The sequence below is a fragment of the Geomonas diazotrophica genome (assembly GCF_018919385.1).
GTDB lineage: Bacteria > Desulfobacterota > Desulfuromonadia > Geobacterales > Geobacteraceae > Geomonas > Geomonas diazotrophica.
Genome location: NZ_JAHLMF010000010.1, coordinates 22,845 through 36,120 on the forward strand (window position 1 = coordinate 22,845; position 13,276 = coordinate 36,120).

Here is a 13,276-nt window from a genome sequence, read left to right on the forward strand (position 1 = left end):
ACAGGAAACACAGCATCTGCGTACTTAAAAGATAGTACATGCCTAGCATAATACAAGTGTGGCGGAGCTAACTGGTGAAAAAAAGACTGGCACAGAGGCGACCGGGTGACTCAAACTGTGAAGAAACCGGTGTTAAAGGAATAGTTTGACATGCATCGGGACCATCAATATTATCGACCGATCTGAGTTGCTGAACTTCCGGGTTGAAAGTTCCGCTCTCAAACCTGCCACATATAACGGCATTGATGACTCTTCAGATGATCAACCTGGAAAAATTTACTGTCACGCAAGGAGTTAGCTGTGATCGAAGCCATGATGTCGGAAATGGAAGCTGCATTCTGCAAGGGAATCTTTGACACGGAGACCGTCTTTCGCTTTCACCTGGATAAGGATGCAGTCACCATCATGGTCGGTCCCGATTGCTACCGCGTGGTCAGGGGGGCGACGCCGGAGCCGGTCGACTGTGAATGCAGCACCGGCGCCGAGATGTTCAGGACGATCTGGTACGAGGGGTACCGCCCCGGGATCATGGATTTTCTCGGCGGCGCCATCAAGTGCGACAACCCTTTCCTGCTTCCCGGCTTCCTGAAGGCGTTCGGCCGCTAGCCCCTACTGCGGCAGCACTCCCCCATGCGTCGAACGGGCCAGTGCCCCCTCGAACTCCACCGCGGGGAGCGGCCGGCAGATCAGGTCCCCTTGCACCTCGTCGCAGCCGTAGGTCCTCATGAGCTCCAGTTGCTCCGGCCGCTCCACCCCCACGGCGTTCACCCTGAGCTTCAGGCTGTGCGACATGCAGATCATCGCGGTCACCACGTCCAGGTTGTCCGGGTTGTCGAGGTTCCTGATGAAGCTGCGGTCTATCTTCAGCTTGGCGATGGGAAGCTGCCTGATCCGCTGCAGCGACGAGGAGCCGACGCCGAAGTCGTCGATCGAGAACGCCACCCCCGCTTCGGTGAGCCGCAGCATGTTCTGTCGCGACGTCCCGCCGTTTTCCATGATGGCACGCTCCGGGATGTCCATCTGCAGCGTCCCCGCTTCGATGCCGGTCTCTGAGAGGGCGGCCAGGGTCTGTTCCAGGAAATGGGGTTGGTGGAACTCCCGGTTGGAGAGGTTCACCGCCAGCGACAGGCCGAACCCCTTTTCCTGCCACTTTTTCACCTGGCCGCAGGCGTGGTGGATGACCCACTCCCCGATCGGCACTATGGCGCCGCTTTCCTCGGCGACGGTAATGAACTGCTCCGGGAGCAGCAGGCCCCGCTCCGGGTGGTGCCAGCGCAAAAGTGCCTCCGCCGCGATTATCCTTCCGTCGCCCAGGTTAAGCAGGGGCTGGTACAGCAGTTCCAGTTCCCCCCTGGATACCGCCTGGCGTAGTTGCCGCTCCAGGTTCTGGCGGTTCAGCGTGCGGGCGTTGATCTCGTTGTTGTAGAACTGGTAGCTGCTGCCCCGGTTCTGCTTTGCCACGTACATGGCACCGTCGGCCTTTTGCAGCAGCTCCTCGCAGGAATCCCCGTCGTCCGGGAACATGCTGATGCCGACGCTCGTCCCCACCTTCACCTCGATCCCTTCCAGCCGAAACGGCGCTTGAAAGACCCCCACGATCTTGTTGACCACGGTGCCGACGTCGTCGGGCTGCGCCAGGTCCGGCATGAGCACGTTGAACTCGTCGCCTCCGATGCGCGCCACCGTGTCTGACTCGCGCACGCAGGCTTTGAGCCTCTGGGCCACCGACTGCAACAGCAGGTCCCCCGCTGCATGCCCCAGTGTGTCGTTGATCTGCTTGAAATGGTTCAGGTCGAGGAAGAGCACGGCGAGGCTCTTGCGGTTGCGGCGCGCCTGCGCAAGCTCCAGGGCGAGGAAGTCCATGAAGAGCTTGCGGTTGGGTAGGTCGGTCAGGGTGTCGTGCTGAGCCTGGTGCTTGATCACCTGCTCCAGCCGCTTGCGCTCGCTGATGTCCTTGAACAGGGTGAGCAGGAACGGGCTCCCGTCCATGTCGATGCTGTCCGCCGATACCAGTCCCTCCAGCTCCTGCCCCGACTTCCCCCTGATGCGTACCTCGAGGTCGCGCACGACCCCTGTTCGTGCCACCTCCCGAAGCAGCGCCTCGGGCTGCCCTGCATCGAGCCATAACCCGAGCTCAGCGGTGCTGCGGCCGATCACCTCCTCCCGGTCGAATCCCAGCACCCGCAGGAACGCCTCGTTCACCTCGACCAGCCTGAGGTCTCCCAAGCTCGCGATGCTCAAGAGGTCGGGGGTGGCCTGGAAGATGGTTGAGAAGCGCCGCTCAGAGGCGCGAAGGGCGGCCACCTGCTGGGCCACCAGACGTCTCAGGGTGATCTTTTCGCCGATTCGGTCCAGCACCCGGAACAGTTCCGGGTAGTTGACCGGTTTCAACACGTAATGGTCCATCCCGATTTCGATGGCGTTCATGAGGTAGGTGGTCTCGCTGTGGGCGGTGACCGCCACGATGGTGGCGTCGGGATCGATCTCCTTGATCTCACGCGCCATGGCGATGCCGTTCATCTGCGGCATGTTGATGTCGGTGACCACCACGTCGGGGCGGTACTGACGGTACAGCTCGAGCCCCCCCCTTCCGTCGTCGGCCGCGTAGATCTTGATCCCCGGGTAGTTGAGGGCGATCATCCTGGCGATCATCTCGCGCGCCTCGACCTCGTCCTCGACGAGGAGCAGGGCTGCATCCTTGAAGCGCTGGCGGGGTTGTTCCATCTGTCACACCTCGATGCAGAATCGTGCGCCCTGCTCTGTGTTGCACACGGTGAGCGATCCTTTCATGTTCTTTTCCACGATGGTCTTGGACATGAACAGGCCGATGCCGGTGCCCTTGTCGGGCCCTTTTGTGGTGAAATAGGGATCGAAGACCTTGTCGATGATGTCGTCGGGAATCCCCCCCGCGTTGTCCTCGATGGAAAGCACGCTCTTCCCCTCTTTCCTTTCGAGCCGTACCACGATCTTGGGATTGGCTACCTTGCGCTCCAGCAGGGCGTCCTTGGCGTTCATCAGGATGTTGATCAGTACCTGCGAATATTCGTTGGGAAAGCCGAAGATCTCGGCCCCAGGGTCGGCTGCGACATCGAATTCGATCTTCGCCGCGGTGAAAGCGGCCTGCAGGATGGAGAGGGTCTGCTCGAGGATGGACGCCGCCATAAATTTCTGCTTCTCCTTTTCGGGTCCGAAGAAGTTGCGGAAGCCGTCGATGGTCTGGGACATGTAGTTGATGACCTGCATGGCGCGGGCGACGCTGTTTTCCAGGTACTCCCTGGTGAACAACCCCTGCTCGTAGAAGCTTGGGAGCTCCTGGACGATGAGTCCCAACGTGTTCAGCGGCTGACGCCACTGGTGCGCGATGTTCCCTATCATCTCACCCATGGCCGCCAGCCGTCCCTGCCTGATCAAGAGTTGCTCCTGCCTGCGCAGCTCTTCCACGGCGCGCACCCGCTCGGTCATCTCCTCCTTCAGCGCCTCCTGCGCGAGTACGCTGTCGGTGATGTTGAGGCAGGCGCCCACCAGCCTGAGCGGGATCCCGTGCTCGTCGTAGGAGACCCGGGCGCGCATACTGAGCCAGCGCAGCTTGCCGTCGAGAGCTACGGTGCGGTACTCGGCGCTGTAGAGCCCGGCGCCGCTTGTGCTGCGGGCGTCTTTGACGATCTGCTCCAGCCGCCCGCGGTCCTCGGAATGTACCATCTGCAGCACGGCAGCGAGATCTATGGCGCTATCGCTGCCCAAACCGTAGTGCTGCTTGGCTATGGGGGACCAGTCCCCCTTGCCGGTCTGCAGGTTCACATCGAAGATGCCGAGGCCGGTCGCCTCGACGGCGAGCTTTAGCCTTGCTTCGCTCTCCTTGAGCGCCTGCTCGGCCCGCTTCAGCTCGGTAAGGTCCACGGCGAAGCCGATACCCTCTGCGGTCGAATCCGCCATCCGGGCGAGCGCGGTGAGCGCGGCTACGCGCTCGTTGGTCTTGCGCCTGATAAAGACCTTTTCGTAGGGGCGGCTGATGCCGCGAGTGATGGTTTCGTCCATCGCGGCCCGGTCCTTGGCGTACTCCTCGGGGGTGGTGACGTCGGCAAGGCTCAGGGTCCCGCCGCGACACTCGGCTTCGTCGTAGCCTACCAGCTCACAGTAGGCGACGTTGGCGTCGGTGATGAAGCCGTCCCGGTTCCAGAAGAAGATGGCCATCAGGCTCGACTCGTACAGCCAGCGGAACCTGGTCTCGCTGGCGCGCAATTTTTCCTGTGTCTCGCGCAGGTCGTTGATGTCGGTTGCCGTGCCGTACCACTTGACCACCCTCCCCGCCTCGTCCAGTTGTGGAGTGGCGCGGCTCAGGTGCCAGCGGAAGCCGTTATTGCGGCATTTGATGCGCTGCTCGATTTGATAGGTCTCGCCGGTTGCGACGGAGTGCTGCCATGCCAGCGCGGTCCGCTCCCTGTCATCGGGGTGGACGCAGTCGCTGATCAACTGGTCGGGGTCGCCCAAGGTCTGGACCAGGATGCCGTGTTGCACGCCGGTGTAATTCTCGAAGTGGGCGTTGAGATAGTCCAGCTTGCCGTCCGGGTTGGCGGTCCAGACGATCTGAGGCATCGAATCGGCCAGGTTGCGGATGCGCTGGACGGACAGGCGCAACTCCTGCTCGATCGACTTGCGTGCGGTTACGTCGAAGATGACCCCGATGAAACGGCAGGAGGCTTCGTCGCACCAAAACCGCCCCAGCACGTTGACCCACAGCACCGCTTCGTTGTCCGCCCGGGTGATGCGGTGCTCGGAGTAGAACAGGTCGTGTTCGCGTCGGGCGCGGTCGAGTTCCGAGAGCACCTGGCCCTTGTCGGCGGGAATGATCAGGTCCTGCCACATGGACAAAGTCGCTTCCCCGGTCTCCTCCTGCGGCGCAGGGTACCCCAGCAGCAGGTAGTGGCGCCGCGACCAGATCCCTTTCCCGCTGGCGACATCCATGTCGCAGGAGCCCATCTCGGCCGCGTCCAGGGCCAGCTTCAGGCGCTCCTCGCTCTCCAGGAGGGCCTTGGCGGCGCTCCTGCTCTCGGTGATGTCGGTGAACGCGGCAAGCCCCGAGATGATATTGCCGGAGATGTCGAGCAAAGGGGTGGCGTTGACGTTGATAAAGCCGCGGGTGCCGTCCCCCCGGGTGATCTGGTATTCTTCGGCGAGCACCGTCTCGCCCTGCTGTATGGCGCGTATCAACGGGTACCTCTCGGCGGGCAGCGGCGCCCCGTCCAGGGTGTACATCTTCCATCGACGGTGGTCCGCGGTGCTGACCACCTCCCCCACGTCCTCCCGGAAGATGGCGCGGGTCAGTTCGTTGTGGTAGACGACCTTCCCGGAAGGGGCCTCGGCGATGATCACGCCTACGGGCAGTTGCTCGACCACCGCCTCGAACCGTTCCTGCTGGAAGGCGAGTTCCTTCAGCTTGGCATCGCGCTCGGCCTCGGCTTCCTTGCGCTGTGAGACGTCGCGGGCGATGACCTGGATTGCCGGGCTCCCCTGGTAGTCGATCCGGGTCGAGGAACTTTCCAGGAAGAGCTCGCCGCCGTCAAGCCGCAGCAGCCTGAACTCGAGCGTGGTACCTTCGTTCCCACCCATGACGGCCTCGATGCTGTTCCGCATCGCTTCGCGGTCTTTCGGGTGCACAAGCTCCAATATGGTGTGTTTTTGCAGCTGCGCCAGGTTGCGCGCGCCGTAGGTCCCGAGTGCGGCGCAGTTCGCGTAGAGGAAGGAGCCGTCCCGGTGCACCAGGACGGCGTCCGGCGCCATCTCGACCAGGGCTCGATAGTAGCGCTCGCTCTCGCGCAGCAGCCGCTCCTTCTGGATCCGTTCCGCGTTTTCCCGGGCGATGATCGATATGCCGGTGAGTCCCCCTTGCGGGTCGAAGATGGGCGAAAGGGTGAGGGAGACCTGGACCTCGCGTCCCCCCTTGGCCAGGCGTACCGTCTCGAGGTTTCGGATCTTCTCGCCCAGCAGCACCCTCGCGGTGATTTGGTCCAGCTCGTCGAGGCGGTCCTGGGGTACCAGCATCTTGATGCTGCGCCCCACGGTCTCCTCGGCGCTGTAGCCGTAGAGGCTTTCCGCCGCGTGGTTCCAACTGGTGATGATCCCGTCGGGGGTTTTGCTGAAGATGGCGTCGTTCGAGGAGTCGACGATGGCCGCCAGATGCGCCATGGCGTCTTCCTTGTCGGCTGCCTGGATCTCCCCTGGTTTTCGCGTCCTGACGCCTCGCAAGGGCCTATGCCTCCTTGAGGTAGCTGCCCGATTCCGGGTTCGGCTCCAGGGTGAAATAGAAGCTGGCCCCCTGCCCCACCTCCCCTTCCGCCCACATACGTCCCCCGTGCCTGAGCACGATGCTGTGCGCGGTGGCGAGCCCGATCCCGGTCCCCCCCCAGCCGAACTCCCCGGGCGCGTGGATGGTCTGGAAGGGCTTGAACAGTTTTTGCGCGTACTTCATGTTGAACCCGGCGCCGTTGTCGCGCACGAAGTAGGCCCGCACGCCTTGCTGGTCCGTCCAGCCGAATTCGATGCGTCCCTGCTCCTTCTTCGAGGTGAACTTCCAGGCGTTTCCAAGGAGTTGTCCCAAGGCTTTTTCCAGGAGTTCCGGGTCACCCTTCACCCGGGCCCCTTCCGCGATTACGAACTCCACCTTGCGCTGGGGCTCGCCAGCGGCCAGAGAGCGGGCGATGCCGCGGGCGAACGCGCTCAGGTCGGTGTCCCGTATGGTAAGGGTGCAGCGCGCCAGGTGGGTCAGGCTGTTAAATGCGTCCATGATCTGCTTGATCTGCTGCACAACGCTGGCCGATCGTTCCGCGTACTGGCGGCAGTTGGCATGGCCGCAGACCCCGCAATCCTCGACGAGGGCGGTACAGAACCCTTCCAGGCGCGCCACCGGCGCCCTGAGATCGTGGGAAACGAAGTAGCTGAAGTTCTCGAGCTCGCTCACCGTGGCCTGCAGCAGTGAGGTCCGTTGCAACACGCGCCGTTCCAGTTCCTCGGTCAGCAAACGGATTTGCTGTTCGGCCTGTTTAAGCTCCGTCACGTCATGGCAGGTGCCGATCACACCGCTTGCGCCTCCGGTCTCCCGGACCCCTTCGACGTCAATCCGCACGATCCGCACGTCCCCCTCCGGCCGCAGCACCCGGACGAATTTGTGCTCCGGCTGGTGATCAGGGGAGAGTGCGCTCTGCATCGAACTCGCCACCTCTTCGCGGTCGTCCGGGTGGAAGCGTTCCAGAAACGAGTGGTAGGAGGGGGGGATGGCGCCGGGCGCCAGCCCGCAGATGCGGTACATCTCGTCGGACCAGTCCATGTTCTCCGCGTCGATGCCCCGCTGCCAGCTCCCCAAATGAGCTATGCGCTGGGCCGCGGCGAGCTGACACTCGCTTTGGGCGAGGCGCCGGTGCTGTGCGCTCACCAGCCGCTTAAGCTCGATCTGCTCGAGTACCTTGTCGAGCACCGTGAAGAGTTCTTGGTAATTGAGTGGCTTGAGGACGTAGTGGTGCACGCCGATCTCGATGGCGCTCAAAAGGTAGGAGGTGTCGCTGTGTGCGGTGACGGCGATGATGCTTACCTCGGGGTTGATGGCCTTTATCTCGCGGGACATCCGGATCCCGTCCATGACCGGCATGTTGATGTCGGTCATCACGATCTCCGGAGTGTGCTGCCGGTACAGTTCCAACGCCTGCAAACCGTTGTCGGCGCAGTGGACGGTGAGGTGCGGGTAGTTCATGGCCAGCATCCTGGTCACCATCTGGCGGGCGTCGGCTTCGTCCTCGACGTAGAGCATGCTGGCGCCTGCGCCCTCCCGAGCCTCGTCTTTCATTGAGCCCCCTCGTTGCGCGACAGGATACCCTGCAAACGCTCAACCGTCATCGGCTTGTAGATGTAATCGACCACGCCGAGTTCCCTGCACTGCTCCTGGTCGGTCTCGTTGTCGGATGAGGTGAGTACGGCCACCGTAAGAACCTGCAGCTTGGCGCTCGCCCTGATGGCACGCAAAAGGTCGAGCCCGCTGATCTTGGGGAGCTTAAGGTCCAGCAGCACCAGCTTGATTTGGTAGTAGCTGTCATCCTGCTCCATGCGCCTGAGCAGTTCGTCGGCCTCTTCCCCGTCCCGAGCGGTAAGGATCTCGTGTTGGCAGGCCTTGCCTATGATGCGGCTGGCCAGGAACAGGTCGTCGGGGTTGTCTTCGACGAGCAGGATGTACGATGGCGCCATGAGCTTCTCCGCGCCGGCGAGGGCCGTCGGCCGAAAAAAAGCCGAGCGTTTCAGATTGTTGCGTCTGCTCGGCCGCCTGCCAGTGCGGCAGTGGTTAGAATCTGTGTCTTTGCACATTAACAATCGCTTATTCTAGCCTGCTCCGTCACCTTGTCAATCGGGGCGCTCTACCCGGCGCGCCTTGCCGGGCGCCTCGATGCGGAACTCGGCCCCGCCGGCCACGTTGCGTGCGGTGAGCCTGCCGGGGATGTTCTTCTCGATGATCATCTTGGACATGTACAGGCCGATGCCGGTTCCCCGCTCCGGTCCCCTGGTGGTGAAGTAGGGGGCGAAGATCTTCTCCAGGATCCCCTCCGGGATCCCCCCGGCGTTGTCCCGCACGGTTACCACGGATCGCCCCTGCTCCTCGAACACGGCGACCCTGATCTCGCGCCTTTCGATCCTGCGGTCCAAAAAGGCGTCCCGGGCGTTGAACAGGATGTTGAGGATCGCCTGGGAAAACTCGTTGGGGTGGCCGGTTATGACGGGATCCCCCTTTATCTGCAGGTCCACGGCGATCTGCAGGTGCCGGAAGCTCTCCTGGACCAGGGACAGCGTTTTTTGGACCACCTCGGCGACCCGGAAGGAGACGGCCTCCTTGTCCGGCTTGAAGAAGTTCCTGAAGTCGTCGATGGTCCTCGATGTGTGGGTCAGCACCTTCATGAACCGGGCCACGCTCTCCCCCAGGTATTCCCGGCTGAGCCCGCCGCGGTCGTACATGACCGGGAGCTCCTGCACGATGAGCCCGAGCTCGTTGAGCGGCTGGCGCCACTGGTGGGCGATGTTGCTGATCATCTCCCCCAGGGCGGCCAGGCGGTTTTGCTGCAGGAGCATGCGCTCCTTCTCCCCCAACTGCTCCAGCGCCTGCAGCCTTTGCGCGGTCTCCTCCTCGAGCTCGAACAGGGTCCGGGTCAGCTCCTCGTGCTGCAGTTCGATCTTGCGCCGGCTCTGTTCCAGGTCAGCGGTCCGCTGCTCCACCCGCTCCTCCAGCTCCTGCTTGGCCTGTTCCAGGGCGCCGATCAGCTCGCAATTGCGGTAGCTGATGCCGATTATGGAGGCGGTCCCCATCAACAGGCTCACGTCCCTTTCCACCAGGGGGCGCTTGGCCTTCACGTTTTCCGCGGTCAGCACCCCGAGGGAGGTCCCGTCGGACACGACGGGACAGCAGATGAAGGCCCGGGTGCCGTTTTTGAGGGCGCAGGCGAGGGTGCGCCGGCCGAGGGTCTCTTTTTCCAGCTCCAGGTCATTGACCAGGAAAGGCCGTTGCTCCTTCAGGCAGGCGACGTAGACGTCCTTGCCGGCGCCGTTTGGATCAAGCGGCAGGTCGAGGCCGTTCAGGCAGGCGAGTTCACCGGCGCCGTAGCCGTAGCTGGCCCGCAGCTGCAGTCTCCCCTCGTCGCCGTTCACCAGGAAGATCGCGCCGCGGTCGTACTCGAGCCTGCGCTGCATGATGTCGGCCACGTCCATGAGCATCTCTTCGAGCCGGGTGAAGTTCCCCAGCCGCTGTCCGATCTCGTGGGTCAGCATGGCGTTGTTGTAGTTGAGATCGATCTGCTCCAGGAGGGATTCGATCGATTGGTTGGTGCTGCTCAGCCCCTCCTTGACGGCCCTCTTCTCGCTCGTCTCCGCTGCCAGGGAGACCAGCAGGAACAGGCACAGCGAGCCGAGCAGGATCTGGAGTCCCCCCTCTCCCTGCAGGGAGAAGAGCAGCAACAGGTTGGCGGCGACCAGGACAGGGGCCAAAAGGTTGCGTGCCTTCTTCAGGTAGGTGAAGACGCTCTTTTCCCAGGTGACGATGTAACGGCAGACCGGGTCGCCACGGAACACGCATTCCGGCTGCTGGATGGTGGGGAGGTGGCGGATCTCCGGAAAGTACTGCAGGTCGGTGAGCTTGTGATTGAACATCAGTACGATCGCCTCGAAGAAGCCGATCCGGTTCTCGCACTGGTACAGCTTCTCCAGGCCGGGCTCCGCAGGGGTGACGGTGATCTCGACCATGTTGGAGGCGAGGCGCCGGGAATGGTAGGTCGTGCTCCTGGTGAAGTTCGCCGTGGCCTTGCTGATGATGTCGAAGGTGCTGGACGCGTCGACGAGCCCCAGGATGTACTGGCGCATCGCGCCCAGCACGTCGGGTGAGGCAGCGTAGCGCCCGGCTTCGCGTGCGATCTTCGGGTTGCCGGTCATCTGCAGCAACCTTTCGTAGAAGCGGTCCACCTGGTCCTGCCGGAACCAGTGCGCCTGGTCGGCCACCTCGTAGTCCTTCATCCCGGCGTACTCCAGCAGTTCGTTGATGTCGACGTGGCTGTACTTGTGCTTGACCAGCAGGATGAAGGAATTGATGATCCTGCTGTTGTATAGCGGCATGTCGCGTAGGCGGGACGGTTCCATTCCGGCTCCGGGGGATTCAGCGCCCTTTCGCGTGCCCATTGAAAAGGGCGTCGCAGTACTGCAGGAAGTGGTCGCTGTAATGCATGTCCAAGGTCCACAGCAGGTAGCTCTTCTCGCGCGGGAGCGACTTGCTTTCCACGTAGGCGTTCGGAAAGGTGAGCACCGGCATCCCCTCCCCTTCGTAGTGACGGCTCACCCGCCTCAGGGAAAGCTCGATCAGTTCCGCCGGCGTCTCCTCGTCGATGACGATCACCGTGACACAGTTGGTGAGTTCGGCCATGTTGAAGCCGGCGTCGGTGCAGTTCACCAGGAAGAAGGCCTTCAGGCTGCCGCCCTTGCGCAGCGAGTAGAGGTAGATCTCCTTGCGAAAGCCGAGGCTTCGGTACTCGCCGTTGACCTCCCTGCTCCCGGCCGCGCCCGGGTAGAGGTCGAAGGCGTCGATCATGAGCCCCCCGGAGACGTGGCGGTAGAAGCGGTTCAGTTCGGTAAGGTCGAAGTCGCTGCTGAGGGCTAAAACCCACGGCTCGGGCCAGGGGGGCGGCTCCTCTCCCTGGGGGATGTAATGGGAGTAGGCGAACAGGTCGAGCGAGCAGCTTCCCTGGTCATCGTGTTGGCGGGCGAAGCCGCCGAACACCCGCGCGGGAAACTTGTTGTCCGGCCGGTAGTAACAAAAAACGTAGCGCAGGTGGGCAAAGGGGAAGCTCTCCAGTTCGTTCAGGTACTCCCCTACCTGCTCCAGAACAGCCAGGCCCGCCTTAACGGTGGCCGACTTGCGGGCGGCGTGGTGGTGGATGAGCCAGGAGTCGCGGTAGAAGCGGACCATGGCGAGGTGCCCCAGGATCGCTCCGCGGTTCAGGTAGATGAAATGCCGGGCGATGTGGGGGCTTTCGTTGTACAGCCTGGCGTAGATCTCCTTGATGCGCTCCTTGTTGGCCTGGAAGTGCACGTATTTCCCCGGGTAGATGAAGCCGGTCTGGAAAAAGAAGTTCCACAGGTCGTCGAGGTCCACCTCGGTACTGACGTAGGCGTTGCGGTCCGCCGCCTGGTGCAGGATGGAGAGGAGCTTGACGTGGTCGGTGATCTCCATCTCCAGGACCGCGCAACCGCAGCGGACGGTCCTCTCCTCCCCCTCCCCCCCCGTCACGTTGCGCGACAGCACCTGTGCCAGGCAGTCGAGGGTGAGCCCCTGGGCGAAGCTGATCTTGACCCCCGGGATCATCATGCCCGGGAGCAGCAGCGATTCCCCTTCGTTTTCCTCGATGGAGAAGCCGGTACCGGAGATGTCGCCCATCTTCAGGTTCACCCTCCTGCCGATCAGGGGGTGGTCGAACACGATGTTGGGGGATGGAACCAGTTCCTTGCGCTCGTTTCTGTAGGTCTTGGTCCTGAAACGGCGGAAGTTGTTTTGCTGCTGCTTCAGCACGAAGGAGCAGCACCGGATGTCGGGGTGCAGCGACAGGATGTCGAAGGTACCCGAGAAGATCACCTCATCCCCGCGCGACAGTTTGAGATGCACCGGTTCTTCAGTGTTGATCCAGTTGATGGCCTCGGGGCGATCCCAGCTTCCCGAGACCCTGAGCGTCACGGGGGTGAAATCGACCAGCGCGCAGTTGAAGAGGACGCCGTGCTGCAGCAGCTGCGCCGAAATCTCGCTGGCGGGATGGCGCCGGATCCGCCTGGCATGGAATTCGCGGCAGGCAGGTGGGAGGAGCAGGGACAGCCCGGTGTCGTCCATGGAGAGCAGCTCGGAGTTAACCACCAGGTACTTCTTGCCGTCGGCGATGAGGAGGTAGTCGAAGCGGTAGGTCTTGAGGATCTGCTGGATGCCCCAGGGCTCATCCCACCGGCACTCCAGCCGCTCGCCCGCGCACGGTTCGGGACGGGCCCGGAGCAGGATGGCGTCTTCGTAGACCAGGTGCTTCAGGCTGACCAGGACGGTCTGGTCCTGGAAATTGATGTAGTTCAGTCGGTTCACCAGGTGGCTGCGGCTGACGCTCTTCCCTGTCGCCGGGCTCTCGGCATCGGATGGGACTGCACGAAGTGTGGTTGCCGCATCTCCCATGTCTTTCCCTCGGGGCGAGTCCAGGGTTGGTTTGCTGCCGGGGTACGATCCAGCTTTCAGACGGGTGGGTTGGTGCCGCCATTTTGCTCCTGGGCCGAGGGGTTGGCCGCAAGCTCCGGAGCGACGTTCAGCCCCAGCCAGTACTGCACCAAGTTCTGCATCATCACCAGCAGCGCGTTGAACGAGTTGGGCTTGACCAGGAAGGAGTTGCAGCCGAGCTCGTAGGCCCGGTTGAGGTCCGCCGGGGGGACGGGCGTGGTGAGCACGACCACGGGAAGACGCTTCAAGGCGGGCTGTTCCCGCAGCCAGGACAAAAGCCCCACCCCCGAGATGTGCGGCAGCTTCAGATCGAGCAGCATCAGGACCGGCATCGGGTAGCAGTCGCGGTCCTGGTAGGGTTCCCTGCCGCTTAGGTAGCCGATGGCCTCCTCGCCGTCCCTGGCGCTTTGCACCGGGGTGATCACGCCGACCCGCTGCAGGGCGAGTTTGGTGAAATGTGCCTGGTCCTGGTCGCTGTCGACCAGGAGGATGGTGTGGTGCACGTAGCTCATGGTTCCC

8 protein-coding genes are annotated in these 13,276 nt (G+C 62.8%); 1 reads left to right on the top strand and 7 read right to left on the bottom strand.

All coding sequences use genetic code 11. The annotated features are described in order from the left end of the window. The first annotated feature begins 300 nt into the window (after nucleotides 1-300). Nucleotides 301-606, top strand: a complete 306-nt coding sequence (locus KOM00_RS12395) for a hypothetical protein (RefSeq protein WP_239027644.1) — start codon at nucleotides 301-303, stop codon at nucleotides 604-606. 3 nt (nucleotides 607-609) lie between these two features. Here the strand turns inward: KOM00_RS12395 and KOM00_RS12400 are convergent, their stop codons facing one another. The 7 genes from KOM00_RS12400 to KOM00_RS12430 form a co-directional block, all read right to left on the bottom strand. Continuing rightward, nucleotides 610-2,724, bottom strand: a complete 2,115-nt coding sequence (locus KOM00_RS12400) for an EAL domain-containing response regulator (RefSeq protein ID WP_216499237.1) — start codon at nucleotides 2,722-2,724, stop codon at nucleotides 610-612. A gap of 3 nt (nucleotides 2,725-2,727) precedes the next feature. Beyond that, complete coding sequence (locus tag KOM00_RS12405; RefSeq protein WP_216499238.1) at nucleotides 2,728-6,183, bottom strand: PAS domain-containing sensor histidine kinase; 3,456 nt, start codon at nucleotides 6,181-6,183, stop codon at nucleotides 2,728-2,730. 64 nt (nucleotides 6,184-6,247) lie between these two features. Then, on the bottom strand, nucleotides 6,248-7,834 hold the full coding sequence (locus KOM00_RS12410) for a sensor histidine kinase (protein WP_216499239.1): 1,587 nt from the start codon (nucleotides 7,832-7,834) through the stop codon (nucleotides 6,248-6,250). Beyond that, complete coding sequence (locus KOM00_RS12415) at nucleotides 7,831-8,229, bottom strand: response regulator (RefSeq protein WP_216499240.1); 399 nt, start codon at nucleotides 8,227-8,229, stop codon at nucleotides 7,831-7,833. Before KOM00_RS12415 ends, KOM00_RS12410 begins: the two co-directional genes overlap by 4 nt. Nucleotides 8,230-8,382: 153 nt before the next feature. Continuing rightward, complete coding sequence (locus KOM00_RS12420) at nucleotides 8,383-10,656, bottom strand: ATP-binding protein (protein WP_216499241.1); 2,274 nt, start codon at nucleotides 10,654-10,656, stop codon at nucleotides 8,383-8,385. 16 nt (nucleotides 10,657-10,672) lie between these two features. Next, complete coding sequence (locus KOM00_RS12425) at nucleotides 10,673-12,718, bottom strand: pilus assembly protein PilZ (protein ID WP_216499242.1); 2,046 nt, start codon at nucleotides 12,716-12,718, stop codon at nucleotides 10,673-10,675. A gap of 56 nt (nucleotides 12,719-12,774) precedes the next feature. Then, nucleotides 12,775-13,269 (bottom strand): response regulator, encoded by a 495-nt coding sequence (locus tag KOM00_RS12430; RefSeq protein WP_216499243.1) that lies wholly within the window; start codon nucleotides 13,267-13,269, stop codon nucleotides 12,775-12,777. Between the last annotated feature and the right edge of the window lie 7 nt (nucleotides 13,270-13,276).